Source organism: Caballeronia cordobensis (assembly GCF_001544575.2).
In the GTDB taxonomy this organism is placed as follows: Bacteria; Pseudomonadota; Gammaproteobacteria; order Burkholderiales; family Burkholderiaceae; genus Caballeronia; species Caballeronia cordobensis.
In genome coordinates this window covers 218,439-240,256 of sequence record NZ_FCNY02000002.1, presented here as the reverse complement: position 1 = coordinate 240,256, position 21,818 = coordinate 218,439, and the positions used below count along the sequence as shown (strand labels likewise).

General features: G+C 65.0%; 14 protein-coding genes. 8 read left to right on the top strand and 6 right to left on the bottom strand.

The genetic code is table 11. The features are described from left to right. Positions 1–3: 3 nt before the first annotated feature. The gene (gene aceF / locus AWB70_RS04535; protein WP_053567829.1) at positions 4–1,641 is read right to left on the bottom strand and encodes a dihydrolipoyllysine-residue acetyltransferase; all 1,638 of its coding nucleotides are present in this window, start codon (positions 1,639–1,641) and stop codon (positions 4–6) included. A gap of 79 nt (positions 1,642–1,720) precedes the next feature. Continuing rightward, positions 1,721–4,414 carry a pyruvate dehydrogenase (acetyl-transferring), homodimeric type gene (aceE, locus tag AWB70_RS04530; protein WP_014190973.1) on the bottom strand — a complete coding sequence of 898 codons (2,694 nt, stop codon included), beginning with the start codon at positions 4,412–4,414 and terminating at the stop codon, positions 1,721–1,723. Between the two features lie 295 nt (positions 4,415–4,709). On the opposite strand from aceE, the gene fixL reads away from it, so the two are divergent. The 7 genes from fixL (at position 4,710) to AWB70_RS04495 (ending at position 14,711) form a co-directional block, all read left to right on the top strand. Then, positions 4,710–7,244, top strand: coding sequence for an oxygen sensor histidine kinase FixL (gene fixL, locus AWB70_RS04525; RefSeq protein ID WP_041730259.1), 2,535 nt, complete (start codon positions 4,710–4,712; stop codon positions 7,242–7,244). After that, on the top strand, positions 7,241–7,876 hold the full coding sequence (fixJ, locus tag AWB70_RS04520) for an oxygen response regulator transcription factor FixJ (RefSeq protein ID WP_014190971.1): 636 nt from the start codon (positions 7,241–7,243) through the stop codon (positions 7,874–7,876). The genes fixL and fixJ overlap by 4 nt, the downstream gene beginning before the upstream one ends. Positions 7,877–8,188: 312 nt before the next feature. After that, complete coding sequence (locus AWB70_RS04515) at positions 8,189–9,496, top strand: DUF3300 domain-containing protein (protein WP_053568113.1); 1,308 nt, start codon at positions 8,189–8,191, stop codon at positions 9,494–9,496. A gap of 63 nt (positions 9,497–9,559) precedes the next feature. Beyond that, positions 9,560–10,471: a DUF2950 domain-containing protein gene (locus tag AWB70_RS04510; RefSeq protein ID WP_053568112.1), complete on the top strand. Its 912-nt coding sequence runs from the start codon at positions 9,560–9,562 to the stop codon at positions 10,469–10,471. 201 nt (positions 10,472–10,672) lie between these two features. Beyond that, positions 10,673–11,527, top strand: a complete 855-nt coding sequence (folD, locus tag AWB70_RS04505) for a bifunctional methylenetetrahydrofolate dehydrogenase/methenyltetrahydrofolate cyclohydrolase FolD (protein ID WP_053567828.1) — start codon at positions 10,673–10,675, stop codon at positions 11,525–11,527. Positions 11,528–11,682: 155 nt separating this feature from the next. Continuing rightward, on the top strand, positions 11,683–13,800 hold the full coding sequence (locus AWB70_RS04500; protein ID WP_053567827.1) for a M3 family metallopeptidase: 2,118 nt from the start codon (positions 11,683–11,685) through the stop codon (positions 13,798–13,800). A 140-nt stretch (positions 13,801–13,940) separates the two neighbouring features. After that, positions 13,941–14,711: a hypothetical protein gene (locus tag AWB70_RS04495; protein WP_053567826.1), complete on the top strand. Its 771-nt coding sequence runs from the start codon at positions 13,941–13,943 to the stop codon at positions 14,709–14,711. Between the two features lie 28 nt (positions 14,712–14,739). Here AWB70_RS04495 and AWB70_RS04490 read toward each other — a convergent pair whose 3' ends face one another. Beyond that, the gene (locus AWB70_RS04490; protein WP_053567825.1) at positions 14,740–16,017 is read right to left on the bottom strand and encodes an amidohydrolase family protein; all 1,278 of its coding nucleotides are present in this window, start codon (positions 16,015–16,017) and stop codon (positions 14,740–14,742) included. Positions 16,018–16,093: 76 nt separating this feature from the next. After that, positions 16,094–16,921: a nitrilase-related carbon-nitrogen hydrolase gene (locus AWB70_RS04485; protein WP_235024140.1), complete on the bottom strand. Its 828-nt coding sequence runs from the start codon at positions 16,919–16,921 to the stop codon at positions 16,094–16,096. 106 nt (positions 16,922–17,027) lie between these two features. On the opposite strand from AWB70_RS04485, the gene AWB70_RS04480 reads away from it, so the two are divergent. After that, complete coding sequence (locus AWB70_RS04480; RefSeq protein WP_053567824.1) at positions 17,028–17,951, top strand: LysR family transcriptional regulator; 924 nt, start codon at positions 17,028–17,030, stop codon at positions 17,949–17,951. On the opposite strand, the gene AWB70_RS04475 is transcribed toward AWB70_RS04480, so the two are convergent. Next, positions 17,911–18,495, bottom strand: coding sequence for a GNAT family N-acetyltransferase (locus tag AWB70_RS04475; RefSeq protein WP_053567823.1), 585 nt, complete (start codon positions 18,493–18,495; stop codon positions 17,911–17,913). The two genes, AWB70_RS04480 and AWB70_RS04475, sit on opposite strands and share 41 nt — an antisense overlap. Positions 18,496–18,576: 81 nt before the next feature. After that, the gene (locus tag AWB70_RS04470) at positions 18,577–21,354 is read right to left on the bottom strand and encodes a DUF4118 domain-containing protein (protein ID WP_053567822.1); all 2,778 of its coding nucleotides are present in this window, start codon (positions 21,352–21,354) and stop codon (positions 18,577–18,579) included. Between the last annotated feature and the right edge of the window lie 464 nt (positions 21,355–21,818).

Below are 21,818 nucleotides of genomic sequence, written 5' to 3'. Positions count from 1 at the left end.
CGATCAGAGAATGACGCGACGGAAATCCGCCAGAATCGCCGACAGATACGCGTTGAAGCGCGCGGCGGCCGCACCGTCGATGACGCGATGGTCGTACGACAGCGACATCGGCAGCGTGAGGCGCGGCACGAACTGCTTGCCGTCCCACACCGGCTTCTGATAGCCGCGCGACAGACCGAGGATCGCGACTTCGGGTGCGTTGATGATCGGCGTGAAGTGCGTTCCGCCGATGCCGCCCAGCGACGAGATCGAGAAGCAGCCGCCCTGCATCTGATCCGGCTTCAGCTTGCCGTCGCGCGCGAGCTTCGACAGGTCCGCCATCTCCTTGGCGATATCCACGAGGCCCTTCTTGTCGGCGTCGCGGATCACCGGAACGACGAGACCGTTCGGCGTATCGGCTGCGAAACCGATGTGGTAGTACTGCTTGAAGACGAGGTTGTCGCCGTCCAGGCTCGCGTTGAAGTCCGGGAACTTCTTGAGCGCCGAAACCACGGCCTTGATGACGAACGCGAGCATCGTGAACTTCACGCCCGCTTTCTCGTGCTCCTTGTTGAGCTTCACGCGCAGCTCTTCGAGCTCGGTGATGTCGGCTTCGTCGTTGTTCGTGACGTGCGGGATCATCACCCAGTTGCGATGCAGGTTCGCACCCGAGATCTTCTTGATGCGCGAGAGCGGCTTCGGATCGACCGGACCGAACTTCGTGAAGTCGATCTTCGGCCACGGCAGCAGGCCCAGCTCGCCGCCGCCACCGCCAGCCGGAGCGGCAGCGGCAGGCGCCGCGCCCTGACCGGACATCACGCCCTTCACGAACGCGGTGATGTCGCCTTGCGTGATGCGGTTCTTGGGCCCCGTGCCGCGCACGCGCGACACATCGACGCCCAGTTCGCGCGCGAACTTGCGCACCGAAGGCGACGCATGGCTCGATGTGCGCGTGCCGTCGCCGGCAGGCATCACGGGCGCCTGCGCGAGAGCGGACGGCGCTTCCTTCGGCGCGGGCGCGGGCTTCGCGGGCGCATCCGACGGCACTTCCTTCGCGGCGGCGGGAGCGGGAGCGGGCGACGGCGCTGCCGCCGCGCCATCCGCGCCACCTTCGAGCACGAGAATCAGCGTGCCTTCGGAGACCGTGTCGCCGATCTTGACCTTCAGTTCCTTCACCGTGCCCGCGGCGGGGCTCGGCACGTCCATCGTCGCCTTGTCGGATTCGAGCGTGACGAGCGACTGTTCCTTCTCCACCTTGTCGCCCACTTTCACGGCGATCTCGATGACCGGAATGTCCTTGAAATCGCCGATGTCCGGCACTTTCACGTCGACGGAACCGCCGCCCGACGCCGCGGCGGGCGCGGGCGCAGCGGCCGGCGCGGATGCGGGCGCGGCGGCCGGAGCCGGCGCTGCGGCGAACGCACCGCCTTCCAGCACGACGATCAGCGTGCCTTCCGACACGTTGTCGCCCACCTTGACCTTGATTTCCTTCACGACGCCCGCTGCCGAGCTCGGCACGTCCATCGTGGCTTTATCGGATTCGAGCGTGACGAGCGACTGCTCGGGCTCCACGGTATCGCCCACCTTGACCAGCACTTCGATCACGGGGACGTCCTTGTAATCGCCGATGTCCGGCACTTTGACTTCGATCGCTTGACTCATTATTAGTGTCTCCTGGGTTGCACGCGGCCTCCCTCCGCTTCGGAGAGAGGCCGCGTCACAACGCACGGGGGCGATGCCTTTAGACGGTCATCGGGTTGGGTTTGGACGGGTCGAGGTTGTACTTCTTGATCGCCTCGGCGACGACCTTGCGCTCGATCGTGCCTTCGTCGGCCAGCGCGTTCAACGCGGCCAGCGTCACCCAGTAGCGGTCGACTTCGAAGAAGTGGCGCAGCGCTTCGCGCGTATCCGAGCGGCCGTAGCCGTCGGTGCCGAGCACCACGAACTTCTGCGGCACGAACGCCCGGATCTGGTCGGTCAGCGCGCGGATGTAGTCCGTCGATGCGATCACCGGACCCTTCGCGCCCGTCAGCAGCTTCGTGACGTGCGCCACGCGCTTCTCTTCCGTCGGATGCAGCAGGTTGTAACGCTCGACGGCCTGACCTTCACGCGCGAGCTCGGTGAAGCTCGGCACGCTCCAGAGATCGGCGGACACGCCCCAGTCGTCTTTCAGCAACTGGGCGGCGGCGATCACTTCGTTGAAGATCGTGCCCGCGCCCATGAGCTGGACGTGCGCCTTGGCGGGCGCGTCGGACTTGCGGAACGAGTACATGCCCTTGATGATGTCCGAAGCCACGGCATCGCCTTGCGGGATCGCCGGATGCTCGTAGTTCTCGTTCATCACCGTGATGTAGTAGTACACGTCTTCCTGGTCCGCGACCATGCGGCGCAGGCCGTCCTGCATGATGACCGCGAGTTCGTAGCCGAACGTCGGGTCGTAGCTCACGCAGTTCGGAATCGACGCCGCCCACAGGAGCGAGTGGCCGTCTTCGTGCTGCAGGCCTTCGCCGTTGAGCGTCGTGCGGCCCGCGGTGCCGCCGAGCAGGAAGCCGCGCGAGCGCATGTCGCCCGCGGCCCATGCCAGATCGCCGATGCGCTGGAAGCCGAACATCGAATAGAAGATGTAGAACGGGATCATGATCTCGCCGTGCGTCGAGTACGACGTCGCGGCCGCGATCCAGTCACACATGCCACCGGCTTCGTTGATGCCTTCCTGCAGAATCTGACCCGTCGTCGATTCCTTGTAGAACATGAGCTGATCGGAATCTTCCGGCACGTACTTCTGGCCTTCCTGATTCCAGATGCCGATCTGGCGGAACAGGCCTTCCATGCCGAAGGTGCGCGACTCGTCCGGGACGATCGGCACGACGCGCTTGCCGAGCGCCTTGTCCTTCAGGAGGATGTTGAGAATCCGCACGAACGCCATCGTCGTGGAGATTTCGCGGCCTTCCCCCGTGCCCTTCAGCAGCGGCTCGAACGCGGCGAGCGCCGGCACCGGCAGCGATTCCGCCTTCTCGCGGCGCGTCGGCAGATAGCCGCCCAGGTCCATGCGCTTCTGGCGCATGTACTCGAGTTCCTTCGAGCCTTCCTCGAACGTGAGGTACGGCACGTCGGCGATCTGTTCGTCGGTGAGCGGCAGACGGAACTGGTCGCGGAATTTCTTCAGCGTGTCGATCGGCAGCTTCTTCTGCTGGTGCGTGATGTTCATCGCCTGGCCGTGCTCGCCCATGCCATAACCCTTGATGGTCTTGGCGAGGATGACGGTCGGCGCGCCCTTCGTCTTGGTCGCTGCGTCGAAAGCCGCGTAGATCTTGTGCGGATCGTGGCCGCCGCGGTTCAGGTTCCAGATGTCGTCATCGGACCAGTCGGAGACCAGCGCCTTCAGTTCCGGCGTGTTGAAGAAGTGCTCGCGCACGAACGCGCCCGACTCCGACTTGTACGTCTGGTATTCGCCGTCGACGACTTCCATCATGCGGCGCATCAGCGCGCCGGACTTGTCGCGTGCGAAGAGCGCGTCCCAGCGGCTGCCCCAGATCACCTTGATGACGTTCCAGCCCGCGCCGCGGAATTCGCTTTCCAGTTCCTGGATGATCTTGCCGTTGCCGCGCACCGGGCCGTCCAGGCGCTGCAGGTTGCAGTTGATGACGAACACGAGGTTATCCAGACGCTCGCGGCCGGCCATGCCGATCGCGCCGAGCGATTCCGGCTCGTCGGTCTCGCCGTCGCCCAGGAACGCCCAGACCTTGCGGCCTTCGGTCTTGGCCATGCCGCGCGCCTGCATGTACTTCATGAAGCGCGCCTGATAGATGGCCATGATCGGGCCGAGGCCCATCGAGACGGTCGGGAATTGCCAGAAATCCGGCATCAGCCACGGATGCGGATACGACGAGATGCCCTCGCCGCCCACTTCCTGGCGGAAGTTGTTCAGTTGCTTTTCGTTCAGACGGCCGAGCAGGAACGCGCGCGAGTACACGCCCGGCGACGAGTGGCCCTGCACGAACACGAGGTCGCCGCCGTGCTCTTTCGACGGCGCGTGCCAGAAGTGGTTGAAGCCGACGTCGTACAGCGTGGCCGCCGAAGCGAACGAAGCGATATGCCCGCCGACGTTGGTGTCCTTGCCCGCGCGCAGCACCATGGCGATGGCGTTCCAGCGCGTGTACGAGCGAATGCGGTGTTCGATGTCCTGATCGCCGGGGATCTTCGACTGCGACGCGACGGGAATCGTGTTGATGTACGGCGTGTTCGCCGAGAACGGCAGGTGCTCGCCGTGCACGCGAGCGAATTCGATTTGTTTCTCGATCAGGTAGTGCGCGCGATCAGGACCGACCGCGGAAATCACGCCGTCGAGCGCGTCCAGCCACTCGGCGGTTTCCTGGGGATCGTCGTCCTTGGCGTTGGCGACATATTTGAGAACTTCGTCGGGTACAGCGGACATGCTCGTCTCCTGATGTGAGGAACACTCTCTGAAAACCGCCGGCGCACGCCCGCGCGCGAAGACACGGAAAGGCGGGCACTGGCCGCGTGCCGGCAATTCTAAAGAGGGTCGAGATCATGACGCAAGGAATTTTTCAAATCATGAGAGTTCATCTCACCATACGAAAAATTGCTGCAACGCACCGTCCGATAAGACTTTTTTGTTCAGATGTTTCTCCTCCATTTCCGGCGGTTGAGGCTTCTTTACCGTCTTTTTACGCCATTTAACAATCAGGTGGTGCGTTACAATCGCTTCCATGTTGACCGAACGGCTGATCAAACGCTCGGCGAGGTCCGCGCGCAAGCCGACCGACGCCTCGCCCTCCCGCTGGCACCACGGACCGTGGTGGTCGAACTCCTATTTACTCACGCCGCTTATTTCCATCCTCGTATTTCTGGTGGTGATGAGTCTCATCCTCTGGAGTCTGAACCGGCGCGAGCAACAGCAGCAGGAAGACACGCTGTACCGGAATGTCGCGTGGGCACAGCAACAAATACGCCTGTCGATGACGGGCGCGCAAGAGCAGATTCAGGCGCTCGCGCGCGACATCGCGACCGGGCACGGCGACCCGCAAACCTTCCAGACATCCTCCACCGACATCATGCAGGGGCATCCCGAGATCCTCTACATGAACTGGTACACGAGCGAGCATAAGCCGCGCTGGCCCAATACGCCGCTGCCCGTGCTCGGATCGCGCCTCGCGAAGCCGAACGAAACGCAGATGGACGAGGCCGTGCAAGCCGCCTTCGAGGAAGCGCGCACCACTCGCCGCCAAGTCTACTCGCCGTTGCTCTACGACGACCTCGGCAACGGCTATATCACGCTGCAGACGCCCGTTTTCCGCGACCGCGAGTTTCTCGGCTCGATCGCGGCGGTGTTCTCGATCGAAGGCATTCTCAAGCACGACATTCCGAGCGAACTGTCGGCGAAGTACAAGATCTCCATCACCGATCTGAACAACCGCGAGCTCGCGACCACGTCGAGCCGCCCGCGCCTGCCGCGCGACATGTTCTACGACCTGCCGCTCGACCCGCCCGGCCAGGGGCTTTCGGTGCGCGTGTATTCGTATCCGCAGCTCACGAACTTCACCAACAACACGCTCGTCTGGCTCGTCGCCGGGCTGTCGTGCTTCGTGCTGTGGAGCTTGTGGAGTCTCTGGAAGCATACGCGCCAGCGTTTCGAGGCGCAGCAGGCGCTCTACGCCGAAGCGTTTTTCCGCCGCGCGATGGAAAACTCCGTGCTGATCGGCATGCGCGTGCTCGACATGCACGGGCGCATCACGCACGTGAATCCGGCGTTCTGCCGCATGACCGGCTGGGATGAAAGCGATCTCGTCGGCAAGAATGCGCCGTTCCCGTACTGGCCGCGCGACGCGTATCCCGAGATGCAGCGCCAGCTCGACATGACCTTGCGCGGCAAGGCGCCCTCTTCCGGGTTCGAGCTGCGCGTGCGCCGCAAGGACGGCTCGTTCTTCCACGCGCGCCTCTATGTCTCGCCGCTCATCGACAGCTCGGGGCGTCAGACCGGCTGGATGTCGTCGATGACGGACATCACCGAGCCCAAGCGCGCGCGCGAGGAACTCGCCGCCGCGCACGAGCGCTTCACCACGGTGCTCGAAAGCCTCGACGCCGCCGTGTCCGTGCTCGCCGCCGACGAAGCCGAACTGCTCTTCGCGAACCGCTATTACCGGCATCTGTTCGGCATTCGCCCGGACGGGCATCTGGAGCTCGCCGGCGCCGCGTTCGACGGCGGCTCGCAAAGCTCGTCCGACGACATCGACATGGTCGATACCTTCGCGGGCCTGCCCGCCACCGCGCTCACCGAAAGCTCGGCGGACGCGCAGGAGGTCTATGTCGAAGGCATCCAGAAGTGGTTCGAAGTGCGCCGCCAGTACATCCAGTGGGTGGACGGCCATCTCGCGCAGATGCAGATCGCGACCGACATCACGCAGCGCAAGCAGGCGCAGGAACTCGCGCATCAGCAGGAAGAAAAGCTGCAGTTCACGAGCCGTCTCATGACGATGGGCGAAATGGCGTCGTCGCTCGCGCACGAGCTGAATCAGCCGCTCGCCGCCATCAACAACTACTGCTCGGGCTGTGTCGCGCTGGTCAAATCCGGCCGCATGACGCAGGAGACGCTCCTTCCCGTGCTCGAAAAGACCGCCCAGCAGGCCGTGCGCGCGGGCATGATCATCAAACGCATCCGCGAATTCGTGAAGCGCTCGGAACCGAAGCGCCAGGCCGCGCGCGTCGCGGATATCGTCGCGGACGCGGTCGGTCTCGCGGAGATCGAGGCGCGCAAACGCAAGATCCGCATGGTCACCGAAATCCGCTCGCGCATGCCGGTGATTTACGTCGATCCGGTTTTGATCGAACAAGTGTTGGTCAACCTGTTGAAAAATGCCGCGGAAGCCATGCATGATGCGAAGCCGAACGCCGTTGATCCGGTCATACGCGTCGTCGTGCAGCGCATGGACGGCGGCTTCGTTTGCATCAGCGTGGTCGATCAGGGTCCGGGTGTGGACGAAGCGACCGCGGAACGCCTCTTCGAGCCGTTCTACAGCACGAAATCCGACGGCATGGGCATGGGTCTGAATATCTGCCGCTCGATCATCGAGTCGCATCGCGGACGCCTTTGGGTGGTCAACAACGTCGAAGCGGACGGGCACGTGACCGGCGCGACTTTCCACTGCAGCCTGCCGATCGGCGAAGTGGAAGGCGGTTCGGGCTCAGGCGGCACGGATGCGCAGGACGAACATACGAGACAACAAACAGTTACGGGAGAACTATGAGCACAGTCACCACTCAGGAAACCGTCTTCGTCGTCGACGATGACGAAGCCGTGCGTGATTCCTTGCGCTGGCTGCTCGAAGCAAACGGCTATCGGGTTCAATGCTTCTCCAGCGCGGAATCGTTCCTCGACGTCTATTTGCCGATCAGCCATTCCGGCGCGATCTCCTGTCTGATTCTCGACGTGCGCATGGCCGGCATGACGGGGCTCGAATTGCAGGAAAAGCTCATCGCCGAGAACTCGCTCCTGCCGATCATCTTCGTGACGGGTCACGGCGACGTGCCGATGGCCGTCTCGACCATGAAAAAAGGCGCGATGGACTTCATCGAGAAGCCGTTCGACGAAGCCGAACTGCGCAAGCTCGTGGAGCGCATGCTGGAGAAGGCGCGCAGCGAGAGCACGAGCGTGCAGCAGCAGCGCGCCGCCGCCGAGCGCCTCGGCAAGCTGACGGCGCGCGAGCATCAGGTGCTCGAGCGCATCATCGCGGGGCGGCTCAACAAGCAGATCGCCGACGATCTCGGCATCAGCATCAAGACGGTCGAAGCGCATCGCGCGAACATCATGGAGAAGCTCTCCGTGAATACCGTCGCGGATCTGCTGCGCCTCGCGCTGTCCAACAAGCCGCAACAGTAACGCTTCCCTTCCCCTTCCGCGGCCGGCGTTTTCGCGCCGGCCGCAGTCGCGCATGGCAGCGCGCTTTGATGCGATTTTCGCAGCAAACGCGCCCGCCTTTTCTTCCCTCCGAAGCCCCGTTGTCTGCCGAACTGAAAAGTGATATTGGCTGAATCACGCCGCTCACGGCCTGATTCCTTCGCTTCAATCCGGCAACGCGCAACAGGCAGTGCAACGTCTTGCACGGGGGACTCGATGTCGAAACGAAATCTCGTCAATGGTTCGCGCACCGGCACGCTGAGCTCGATCGTGCTCGCCGCCACGCTCACCGCGATGCCGCTTCTCGCGTGGCATGCGAACGTCGCGCACGCGCAAACGCAGGCCGCCGCGCCCGCGAGCCAGAAACTCACCAATCAGCAGCTCGACGCGCTCACCGCGCCCGTCGCGCTGTACCCCGACGCACTGCTCGCGCAGGTGCTGATGGCGTCGACGTATCCATCGCAGGTCACCGAAGCGCAAGCGTGGTCGAAGGCGAATCCGAACGTCAAGGGCGACGACGCGGTGAAAGCCGTGCAGTCCGAGCCCTGGGACCCGAGCGTGCAATCGCTCGTCGCGTTCCCGCAGGCGCTCGCGACGATGGCCTCCAAGATCGACTGGGTGACGCAGCTCGGCAACGCCTTCATCGCGCAGCCCAGCGACGTGATGGACTCGGTGCAGCGTCTGCGCAGCGCGGCGCAAAAGGCGGGCAATCTCAAGACGACCGAGCAGCAGAAAGTCACGACGGCGCCGCCGCCGCCCGGCAGCACGACCACCAGCACGACGGTGATCCAGATCGAGCCGGCCAATCCGCAAGTCGTCTATGTGCCGACGTATAACCCGACGGTCGTCTACGGCACCTGGCCGTATCCCGCGTATCCGCCGGTCTATGTGCCGCCGCCGCCCGGCTATGCGATCGCAACGGGCTTCATGTCGGGCCTCGCATTCGGCGCGGGCGTCGCGGTCGTGAATTCGTTGTGGGGCAACTGCAACTGGGGCCACGGCGATGTGAATGTCAACGTGAACCGTTACAACAACATCAACACGAACAACCGCATCAACGCGAACAGCAACAACGTGCGCTGGAACCGCAACGATCCGCAGTTCAACCGCACCAATGTCGCGGCGAACCGCCAGAATTTGAACAACGTGAATCGCGGCGCGAACGCCAACCAGTTTCGCGGACGCGAGGATGCGCGCGCGCAGGCCGCGCAGACGCTGCAGCAGCGCACCGGGCAGAACCTCAACGAATCGGCAAGCCAGAGAGCGCAGAGCATCCGGCAACAGGGCGGCCCGAACGCGCGCGACACGAGCGACCTGCGCCAGCGATCGCAGAACGTGAACCGCGACAACGCGCTGCGCGGCGCGGGCGACGGCAACGGCGCGCGGCAGGACGCGCAGCGCGGACAGGCGAGCCGCGAGTCGCTCGCGAACCGGTCGCACGAGCCTGTCGGCGGCAGGGGCGGCGGCGTACAGCGCGAGGCGGGCGGGGGCGGCGGCTTCGGCGCGGGCGGCGGCGGCGTGCAGCGCGGAGGCGGCGGATTCGAGCGCGGGGGCGGCGGGTTCCAGCGAGGCGGCGGCGGCGGCGGTTTTCATCGCCGTTGATGTCCGATGCAAGGCCCACGCGCCGCGCACGCACGCGGCGAACGCCAGAACCAGGAGCCCGACATGACCCGTAATCAAGCATCCGCTTCAATCAGCAAGCCCTTGCTGCGCGCGCTCGTCGCCGTCTCGCTCGCGTTCTGCGCCCCGGCGCCCAGGGCGCAGGCCGTGTATCCGACCGCCGAAGCCGCGGCAGAGGCGCTCACCGACGCCATCGCCACCAACGACGAAACCGCGCTCGCCAAAGTGCTCGGCAAGGACCACCGGCGTTACGTGCCCGAGGGCGCGATCGGCAGGGAGGACATCTACGCGTATCTCGGCGCCTGGGCGCAGCAACACCGCATCGTCGAGGATAAAGAGCCGCTCGATGGCCGCCCGGCCGCGCATATCGAAGCGGGCACGAGCGGCTGGACGCTGCCGATTCCGCTCGTGAAGGTCGCGAAGGGCTGGCGCTTCGACATGCGCGCCGCGCACGACGAAATGCTGACGCGGCGCATCGGCCGCAACGAAAACTCGGCGATGCAGGTCGCGCTCGCCTACGTCGCCGCGCAAAACGACTATCGCAAGGCGGCGGACCGCTACGCCGACCGCTTCGTCAGCACGAGCGGCAAACACGACGGCCTCTACTGGCACTCGGCACCCGGCGAGCCCGACAGCCCGCTTGGGCCGCTGGCCGCGACGATGCCGAACAAGCCGACCGATAAGGACGGCTACTACGGCTACCACTACCGCATCCTGACCGCGCAGGGCGCGCACGCGCAAGGCGGCGCGAAGAACTACATGCAGGGCGGGCAACTCAAGGACGGTTTCGGCCTGATCGCGACGCCCGCGCGCTACGGCCAGACCGGCGTGATGACCTTCATCGTCAATCAGGACGGGCAGATCTACGAGAAGGATCTCGGCCCCGCGTCGATCCAGCGCGCGGCCGCGATCAAGTCGTTCGACCCGGATTCGTCCTGGCAGGCGGTCACTCAGTAAGCATCGGAAGATTGGCGGCAACGGCGAGTCAGAACGCGGGAATGCCCCCGGCGGTATAATTTCGCCCTTTCCCAGGGGCGCATTGGCCGAAAATGCGCCCAGCACCCCGCGCGAGCGCCGCGCACCGCAGCCGCACAGAGCCGCGGGCACGGCGCCAGCTTCATGCCCTCGCGCCCTCGCCCATTCTCGATCCGATTCGCCATGACCGCCCAACTCATCGACGGCAACGCCCTTTCCAAGACCCTTCGCGCGGATGTCGCCCGCCGCGCCGCCGCCCTCACCGCTCGTGGACACAAGCCGGGCCTGGCCGTCGTGCTCGTCGGCGACAACCCCGCGAGCGAAGTCTACGTCCGCAACAAAGTGAAGGCGTGCCAGGACAACGGCCTGCACTCGGTGATGGACCGCTTCCCCGCGACGCTCACGGAAAGCGAGCTGCTCGCGCACATCGCGAAGCTCAACGCCGATGCGTCGATTCACGGCATTCTCGTGCAACTGCCGCTTCCCGCGCATATCGACAGCCACAAGGTGATCGAAGCAATCGCGCCGCAGAAGGACGTCGACGGTTTTCACGTCGCCAATGCGGGCGCGCTGCTGACCGGCAAACCGCTTTTCCGCCCCTGTACGCCCTACGGCATCATGAAGATGTTCGAGGCGCACGAGATCGACCTGAAAGGCGCGAACGCGGTGGTGATCGGCCGCTCGAACATCGTCGGCAAGCCGATGGCGCTGCTCTTGCTCGAAGCCGGCGCGACCGTCACGATTTGTCATAGCAAGACGCGCGATCTCGGCAAGCACACCCGCGACGCCGATGTGATCGTCGCGGCGGTCGGACGGCGCGACATCGTCACCGCGGACATGGTGAAGCCCGGCGCAACGGTCATCGACGTCGGCATGAACCGCAACGACGAAGGCAAGCTGTGCGGCGACGTCGATTTCGCCGCGGTGAAGGAAGTGGCCGGCACCATCACGCCGGTGCCGGGCGGCGTCGGCCCGATGACCATCACGATGCTGCTCGTGAACACAATCGAGGCGGCCGAGCGCGCGGCGCAGGCCTGAGCCGCGGCGCGGGGGCGAACCACCGTTCATCGCCCCCTTAAAAACAATCAATTGGAATTTGCCCCGCCCGCCCCAATAATCTCCAAACGAGCCGGCGCGGGGCGTGCTGCCCACCCCGCGACGTGCGCTTCACCCAACACCAGAACGGGAGAGCCATGAGCGATACCACCAATACCTCCAACACGGCAGCAGCCAATCCGCTGCTCGATTTTTCCGATCTTCCGCGCTTTGGCGAAATCGAGCCCGCGCACGTCACGCCGGCGCTCGACGTGCTGCTCGCCGATGCGAAAGCCGCCGTCGATCGCGCGGCCGCGCCCGAGACGCCCGCGACCTGGAAGGACGTCGTCGAGGCGGTCGAGCAGGAATCGGAAAAACTGTCGCGCGCGTGGGGCGTCATCGGCCATCTGAACGCGGTCGCCGATACGCCCGAACTGCGTGCCGCCCACGCCGAAAACCTGCCGCGCGTCACCGAATTTTCCGCGAGCGTCGGCCAGAATCTCGCGCTGTACGAGAAGTACAAGGCGATTGCCGCCGGCACGGAATTCGCCGGGCTGTCCGCCGAGCGCAAGAAAATCCTCGACAATTCGCTGCGCGACTTCCGCCTTTCCGGTGCCGAACTGCCCGAAGACCGCAAGCCGCGGTTCGCGCAGTTGCAGGAAGAACAGGCGGCGCTCGCGAAGGCGTTCTCCGATCACGTGCTCGATTCGACGAACGCCTATGCGTATGTCGTCACGCAGGAAAGCGATCTCGCCGGCCTGCCCGACGACGTGATCGAAGCGGCCCGCGAAGCCGCCCAGCGCGACGGCAAGCAGGGCTGGAAATTCACGCTGCATTTCCCGTCGTATTTCCCGGTGCTGCAATATGCCGAACATCGCCCGATGCGCGAAGCGATGTACCGCGCGTACGTTACGCGCGCGTCCGAGCTCGGCGCGACCTACGGCGGCGGCAAGGCCGAATGGGACAACACGGCGAACGTCGTCGAAAATCTGAAGCTGCGCGAGGAAGAAGCGAAGACGCTCGGCTATCAGAATTTTGCGGAAGTGTCGCTTGCACCGAAGATGGCCGAGTCGCCCGCGCAGGTTATCGCCTTCCTCGAAGATCTCGCGAAACGCGCGCGTCCTTACGCCGAAAACGACTGGATGGAACTGCGCGCTTTCGCCGCGACGGAACTCGGCATGCCCGAGCTTCAGCCGTGGGATATCGCGTATGCGGCCGAAAAGCTGCGTCAGAAGCGTTATTCGTTTTCCGAAAACGAAGTGAAGCAGTACTTTCCGCAGGAAGCCGTGCTGAAGGGACTCTTCAAGGTCACGGAAACGCTTTTCAACGTGTCGATTCGCCGCGACGAGGCCGCCGTGTGGAACCCCGACGTCCGCTTCTTCCGCGTCGAAAACAAGGACGGCACGCTCGTCGCGCAGTTCTATCTCGATCTTTACGCGCGCGAAGGCAAGCGCGGCGGCGCGTGGATGGACGACGCGCGTTCACGTCACAAGCGCACGCAAGGCGGCGTGCAGACGCCGGTCGCCTATCTCACCTGCAACTTCTCCGCGCCTGTTGGCGGCAAGCCCGCGTGCTTCACGCACGACGAAGTGATCACGCTGTTCCACGAGTTCGGGCACGGGCTGCATCACATGCTCACGCGCGTCGACGAGCTGGGCGTGTCGGGCATCAACGGCGTCGAGTGGGATGCGGTCGAATTGCCGTCGCAATTCATGGAGAACTTCTGCTGGGAGTGGGACGTGCTCACCGACATGTCCGCGCACGTCGATACCGGCGCGCCGCTGCCGCGCGAACTGTTCGACAAGATGCTCGCCGCGAAGAACTTCCAGAGCGGTCTGGGCACGCTGCGCCAGATCGTGTTCTCGATGTTCGATATGGTGCTGCACACGTCTTACGATCCGGCGAACGCGACGCAGAACGTGAACGACCTTGCGCGCGAGATCAACGAGAAGTTCCATGTGATTCCGCAAGCGCCGTTCTCGCGCTGGCCGAACACGTTCAGCCATATCTTCGCGGGTGGGTATGCCGCGGGGTACTACAGCTACAAGTGGGCCGAAGTGCTTTCAGCCGATGCGTACGCGGCGTTCGAGGAAGCGGCCAAGGCCGGCAACGGTTCGGTGCTGGACGCGAGCACGGGCACGCGTTATCGGCGGGAGATTCTGGAAGTCGGCGGCAGCCGCCCGGCGATGGATTCGTTCAAGGCGTTTCGTGGACGCGAGCCGGATATCGATGCGTTGTTGAGGCATAACGGGATGTCGGGGGCGGCGGCGAGCTGACCTGCGCCTCGCTCAAGTGAAACCCCGGTCGTGTGGCCGGGGTTTTTTTATCGCTAAAGATTTCATGCCTGCCTTCCGATATCCCGTTGTCGGCGCGCCTTAGGGCGTGCGCTGCAATCAATCGGAACGCAAAAAAAGACATGAAACTGCTCCAGAAACTGATGCTGCTCGCTCTGCCCATTCTTGCCGCATGCGGAGGCGGCGGCAGCGACGACAAAACCTGCGTGTCCGACCTGAGCAATCTCACGAAGTCATGCGTTCCGACGACGTCGCATGCACTGCCGGAAGGCATCTGGTATGGCGCGGTGAACTCGTCGCAGTCGGTGGCGGCGCAGACGATCGTGCTGGAAAACGGACAGTACTTCAGCATCTTCACGCGGGGCGGCTCGTTCATCTGGCTGATCGAAGGCATCATGAGCGCGACCGACGGCTCGTTCACCGATTCCGCGACCAACGGCTTCCACTCGCTCGGCGCGATCCGCGGCGGCTCGCTGACCGGCAATTTCACCGCGAAGAGCACGCTTTCCGCGACGACCAGCCTCTTCGTCAGCCCGGACACCACGGCGACGAACTTCAACGGCAACTACAACTCGACGTACGACACCCCGATTTCGATCAACGACGTCGCGCGCACGTGGACGAGCGCAACCGGCGTGTCGCCCGCATCGACGATCACGTTCGCGGCCGACGGCACCGCCAGGGGCGTGCAGCTCGCGTGCACGTTCACCGGCACGTTCAAGCCTCGCGCGAGCGGCAAGCATCTGCTCGACGGCACGCTCAGTTTCACCGGCGCGGCGTGCTTGCTCGATAACGTGTCGATGCCCGTCGAAGCGACGGTCGTGAACGGCCAGCTCACTGTCGTCGGCGTCACGCCGCAGCGCGATCAGGCGTTCTATCTGTCGGCGCAGTGACGCAAAGCCGGCCCGGCAACGTCGAGAATCATTGCCGCTCGATGCGGAAATCGACTTGCGACGGCCGGCCTTCCAGCGACAACGCCGCGCGCACCGCCGGGCTTCGGCTCACCACCTTGCCCTGTCGCACGACCGCGATGCGCGCCGCCCTGAGTCGAATCGCCTCGATAGGGTCCCGCGCATCAAGCACCACGCAATCCGCGTTGCATCCCACTTCGATGCCATAGCCTTCCAGCCCGAGAATCCGCGCCGGATTCTTCGTCACCGCGTCGAAGCACGAGCGCATCGCATCGACGCCCGTCATCTGCGCGACGTGCAGGCCCATATGCGCGACTTCGAGCATGTCGCCGGAGCCGAGGCTATACCACGGGTCCATCACGCAATCATGGCCGAACGCCACCGTGACGCTTGCCGCCATCAGTTCAGGCACGCGCGTCATGCCTCTGCGTTTCGGATACGTATCCGAGCGCCCCTGCAACGTGATGTTGATGAGCGGATTCGCAATCGCGTTCACGCCCGCCTCGCGCATCAGCGGAATGAGCTTGCTGACGTAGTAGTTATCCATCGAATGCATCGACGTGAGATGCGAGCCGGTCACACGCCCATGCAGCCCGAGCCGATGCGTTTCCGCCGCGAGCGTTTCGATATGACGCGACATCGGATCGTCGGACTCGTCGCAGTGCATGTCCACGCGCAAGCCCTGCTCCGCCGCGTATTCGCACAGCAGTTTCACCGATGCCGCGCCATCCGCCATCGTGCGCTCGAAGTGCGGAATGCCGCCGACGACATCCACGCCCAGCGCAATCGCGCGCTTCAGGTTCTCGAACGCACCCGCGCTGCGCAACACGCCGTCTTGCGGAAACGCGACGAGTTGCAGATCGAGATACGGCTTCACGCGCCGCTTCACTTCGACGAGCGCCTCGACGGCGAGCAGGCGCGGATCGCAGACATCGACGTGAGAACGAATCGCCAGCAGCCCGCGCGCGACGGCCCAGTCGCAGTACTGCAATGCGCGCTCGACGAGCGCTTCCTGCGTGAGATCGGGCTTCAGTTCGCCCCACAGCGCGATGCCTTCGAGCAGCGTGCCCGACGCGTTCACGCGCGGCAGGCCGTAGGAAAGCGTCGCGTCCATGTGGAAATGCGCATCGACGAAAGGCGCGGTGACGAGCGAGCCGTTTGCATCGATCTCTTCGCGCGCCGTCGCCGAAAGATGCGGCTCGATCGCGGCGATGCGCCCTGCTTCCATGCCGATATCGACAAGTTCGCGCGAATCCGCGAGCGCCGCGCGGCGAATGATCAAATCCATGTGCGAAGCCTCCGTCCCGTACTGTGTCGCTCGATTGTATCGGGACAGAAATGCCGTGCGCGCACGCTTTAACGCATCAGCGCATCACGCGATTCCGGCCGACGATCGCGAAGCTGAGCGGCAGCGCGCCGCGCGGCGACGCGCGCTCGGTTTCGATCGCAATCGGATACGCGTTGCCCCGATGCGCGAGCGGCGCGTACAGTTCGGGCCGGCGCGCGGCCAGCGCCCGCCGTCCGCTGCTCGCCGCCGCCAGCGAAGGCGACACGCGCGCGACGATCAGGCCATCGCTCGCGGCGGCATGACGCGCGAGCACGCGGCCATCGGGACCGACGATCAGCGCTTGCTCGCCCGATGCGTGGCCATAGGCGATATACATGCCGTTGTCGGCGGCGCGTGCGGCGAGCGTCGCGCGATGCGGCCGCTCGCCGCGCACCGGCGCGATGAGCAGCGTCGCGCCCATCAGCGCCGTCATCCGCACGTTCTCGACGACATCGTTGTCCTCGCCGATCAGCACGCCAATGCGCATGCCGAACGGCGCGTCGAACACCGTGAAGCCGTTGCCGCCGTGAAGGCCCCGTCGCGTCGCATGCAGCTTGCGATGCCGCACACGCGCGCCGCCCGGAAAGCACAGGGCGTAGCTATCGTAAAGGCGGCCGTCTTCCGTGCGCTCGATCCAGCCGATGCCCGCCGCGACGCCGGTCGCATCGACGGCGGCGCTGATCCGGGCCACGAGGTCATCGAACGATTCGGCGTGCGCGTCATCCAGCGCGGCGGGCGGGAAGACGGCGAGTTGCACGCCCTGCCGCGCGGCATCGGCGAGCTTTGCGGCCATGAAAGTGCGATCGTCGGATTCGAGCCCGATCACGGCGATGCGAAACGATGCGGCTTCCAGGCGGACTTCCAAGCGAGCCTCCGGCAAAAACGAGTAGACGGCCTTATTGAACCGCTCGCGCATCGATTAGTAAAATGAATGTTTCGATCGATTCGATTACTTGCTGGAATCGAAGACCATGGAACTGAAGCTCCTGCGCGCCTTTCTCACCATCGCCGAACTGCGTCATTTCGGCCGCGCCGCCGAAGCCTTGCATTTGAGCCAGCCCGCGCTCAGCAAGCAGATCGCCGCGCTGGAAGCGAGCCTCGGCGCGCGCCTGTTCGAGCGCGGCCGTCACGGCGCGGACCTGACAGCCTTTGGCGACGGCTTCATCGCCGATGCGCAAACGCTCGTGCGCGATGCGGACACCGTGCTCGCCCGCGCGCGCGAAGCGGCCAGCGGCACGCGCGGGTTTCTGCGCGCCGGCTTGTGCCTGTCCACGCTCACGCACGTGCCGAAGCTCATCGCGGAATTCGGCGCGCTGAATCCGGGTGTGCGCATCACGCTGCACGATCTTTCGTCGCACGAGCAGACGCATCGCATTCTCGCGGGCAAGCTCGATGTCGGATTCATGCGCATGCCCGCGAGCGCCGGGCTCTCGGGCTTCACCCTGCTCGACGAGACGCTCGCGCTCGCCGTGCCCGAGCACACGCGCCACACGCGTCTGCCCGCGAATCTGAACGAGCTGAACGAGCCGGGATTCATCGCGCTGACGCGCACGCGCGGGCCGGGACTGGCTGCGCAGATCGATCGCTGGTGCGCGGAGCACGGCTTCACGCCGCGCGTGATTCAGGAAGCGGACGACATCCAGTCCGTGCTGGCATCGGTGGCGGGCGGCGTGGGCGCGGCGTTCCTGCCTTCGCGCGCGCAATATCTGCTGCGCGATGCCCGCGTGTTGACCTTGCGCGACCGGCCCGCGCGATGGCGCGTCGGACTCGCATGGCACGCCGGGCGCGAGAGCACGGTCACGGCGCGCTTCGTCGCCTTCATGAAAGCGCGCGTGAAAGCGCTGAAGGCGCGCGCTACGCTCGACGATCGAGCTTCGCAAGCAGCATCGCTTTGACGCCGGGCCATTCGTCGTCGATGATCGAAAAGCGCACCGAGTTGCGTTTGCGTCCATCGGGCATGATGCGCTCGTGCCGCACGACGCCCTCCTGCGTCGCGCCGACGCCGAGTATCGCCGCGCGTGATTTCTCGTTGCGCTCGTCGGTCGTGAACTGCACGCGCACGCACTGCATCGCTTCGAACGCGTGCGCGAGCAGCAGATATTTCGCTTCCCTGTTGATGCCCGTGCGCTGCGTCGATGCCGCGAGCCACGTATGGCCGATCTCCAGCTTGCGGTTCGCGCGGTCGATCTTCCAGTAGCGCGTGCTGCCGACAACCTTGCCATCCCGAAGCCGCACGACGGCGAACGGCATCACCGTGCCCGCATCGCGGCCCGCCAGCGCCGTCTCGATGTATCGGTCGATCGTGTCTTCGTTAGGCACGACCGTCACGCTCAGATTCCAGAGCTCGCCATCGGCGGCGGCATCGAGCAAGGCGGCGCGGTCTTCGCGTTGCAGCGGGCGAAGCTGCACGCGCTGTCCGTTCAGGGTGGGTTGGCTCATCGGTCGTGGGCGGTTTTTTCGTGAGCGGACATCATAAGGCGCGGCGGCGAACGGCGTTGGACAGCCGATGGCCGGCGCCGCTCAGACATCGCCTGCCGACTTCGATTCGACATCTTCGTCGGGCGGCACGTCTTCCGGCGCGGCATCGTTCGCGGGCAGCGTGAACCAGAAGCGCGCGCCTTCGATGCGCCCGTTCGCGTCCGCGCGATTTTCCGCGCCGATCTGCCCGCCATGCGCCTCGACGATCGCACGGCAGATCGCGAGACCGAGCCCGATGCCCGGTTGCGCCGATTCTTTCTCGCCGCGCGTGAATTTGTCGAAGAGACGATGCTGCATGCCGGACGGCAAACCCGGCCCTTCGTCGTCGATGCACACGCGCACGAAGCGCGCATCGCCCTCATGTTCCAGCGCCGCGCCGATACGGATCGGCGTGCCCGGCGGCGTGTACTTCGCGGCGTTCTCCAGCAGGTTCGCGAAGAGGCGCTCCATCAGCACGGCGTCGAGCCGCAGCAGCGGCAAGTTCGCCGGCACATGCGCCTGCACCGCGCGCCCCGCGAGCACGCGCCGCGACGTGGCGAGCGCCGCGCCGACGGTTTCCTCCAGCATCGACCACTGCCGGTTCAGGCGGATCGCGCCGGCTTGCAGCCGCGCCATGTCGAGCAGATTGACGACGAGCCCGCTCATGCGCAGCGCTTCCTCGTGAATCGCGTGCACGAGTTCCTGCGACGCATGCGCGCCGCCGCCCGCTTCGCGCGCCTGTTCTTCGAGCACCGACGCGAAGCCGACGATCGACGTGAGCGGCGTGCGCAGATCGTGCGAAATCGCCGACAGCAGCGAATTGCGCAGCCGCTCCGATTCCATGTTGACGAGCGCGTCCTGTGCGATCTCGACGTAATGCACGCGTTCGAGCGCGAGCGCGATCTGCGACGCGAACGTCTCGATCATGCGGCGCTGCTCGGGCACCGCAAGCTCGGCTTCGCGCCCGGTCGAAAGCGCGAGCACGCCGCGTGTGCGCATCGGCGCCTTGAGCGGCAGATAGAGCGCCTGGCTCGCGGGCAGGGTGTCCGTGCCGCGTCCCGCCGGCTTTTGCTGATCGTAGACCCATTGCGCGATGTCGAGATCGAGGCACGCGGCGTCGAGCGTCACATCGGGATTGGGCTCGCCGACTTTCTGCCTGACCTTGTCGGCGGCGTCGGGCAAAAGGATCGCGACTTTAGACTGAAACACTTCGGCGACATGCCGCGTGCCGATCTCGATGATCTGCTCGGTCATCAGCGCGGCGGCGAGCTCTTTGGTCATCGCGTACATGGCGCCGGTGCGGCGCTCGCGCTGCGACGCGATGCGCGCCTCGCGCCGCAGGCTCGACGTGAGATGGCTGATCGTGAGCGAGGTGAGCAGCATCACGACGAAGGTGAGCAGATATTGCGTGTCCGTCACGGAGAACGAAAGCTCGGGCGCGACGAAGAAGAAATCGAACGCCGCGACCGACAGAAACGACAGCATCACGCCCGGTCCGCGCCCGAGCTTCACCGCCGCGAAGATCACGCCGAGCAGATAGAGCATCACGAGATTCGTGATCGCGATCTGGCGCGCGGCGAGCCCTTGCGCGACGAGCGTGATGCCCGCGCCGATCGCCAGCGCATAGCCATACGCGCGCGGCGACGAATGCGCGCCGTCGCGCCAGGTGCCGAAAGCCTCGGCGAGCGTGCGGCGATCCGCATCGCGCGTGCCGGTCGAGACGAGCGTCACGTCGATATCCGAGCCTTGGCCGATGATGCGCTCGCTCACCGTCCGCTCGAAGCGCCGCCGCCACCCCGCCCTGCCCGATGCGCCCGCCACGAGCTTCGACACGTTGCGCATGTGCGCATAGTCGATGAGCGTCGCGGCGGCATCGGCGCCATCGAGCGTCACGGTTTCCGCGCCGAGTTCGGAGGCGAGTTTGAGCGCATCGAGCGTGCGTTTTCTGATGTCGTCGGAGAGGCGTTGCAGCTTCGGCGTTTCGACGTAGACCGCGAGCCAGTCCGCCTTGAGCGCCGCGGCGAGCCGCGCGGCCGCGCGCACGAGCGTGGCGCTTTCCGGGCCGGGGCCGATGCAGGCGATCAGCCGTTCGCGCGCGCGCCAGATGCGTTCGATCGACTGATCGGCGCGGTACTCGCGCATTTGCGCATCGACGCGGTCCGCGGTGCGCCGCAACGCCAGTTCGCGCAGCGCGATGAGATTGCCTTTGCGAAAGAAGTTGCGCACGGCGTGTTCGGCCTGCTGCGGCAGATAGACCTTCCCTTCGCGCAGGCGGTCGAGCAGTTCCTCGGGCGGCAGATCGACGAGCGTGACTTCATCGGCGAGATCGAAGACGCGGTCGGGCACGGTTTCCCAGACGCGAATGCCCGTGATGCGGCCGACGATATCGTTGAGGCTTTCGAGGTGCTGGACGTTGACGGTCGTATAGACGTCGATGTTCGCATCGAGCAGTTCTTGCACGTCCTGCCAGCGCTTCAGGTGACGCGAGCCTTGCACGTTCGAATGCGCGAGTTCGTCGACGAGGATCAGTTGCGGTTTTCTTTGCAGCGCGGCGTCGAGATCGAATTCTGTGATGACGCGGTGCTTGTATTCGATGCGCGCGGGGGGCAGTGTTTCCAGTCCTTCCAGGAGCGCGAGGGTTTCCTTCCGGCCATGGGTTTCGACGATGCCTATGACCACGTCCACGCCCTCGTCGCGGCGGCGGCGCGCAGCCTGCAACATCGCGAAGGTCTTGCCCACGCCGGCTGATGCGCCAAAGAAGACTTTCAGCGTGCCGCGGTGGCGTTTTTCTTCCTCTCGATGGAGTTTGTCGAGGAGTTCGTCGGGGGTTGGGCGGGGCATGGGTTCTTGCTGGCGCTTTGGAGGTTCGTTTTGCTTCGGCTATTTGCCGGATCCCGGTTTGTTGTTGGTTTATTAGCACTGCCCCTCCCCGGGGCGGGGGTAACTTTCTTTGCTGCTGCAAAGAAAGTCACCAAAGAAAGCAGCTTTCTCACCGCCCGCGGTCACACGCACGTTGGCCATTTTTCTCCTCCGGGAACGGCCCTCGCCTAAAGAGTGCCCTCACAAGACCAATCGGGCTTGGATCGCGCACGGTCCGCCACATCGCACCACACAACAAACTGGTACAGCCATTTCAAGCTCCGGCCCGCTTCGCGGCCGACGGGTCAATCAGGTATGCGGCGGTTTCCCTTGCATACCCGGCGGCAGCGCGTAGCGCTGTGCCGAAGCTATTTCGTGCTGAACCAGCGCCCTCAAAGTCATGGCTTGTCAGACCGTGCGCGATCCAAGCCCGGTAGGTCCTTCGA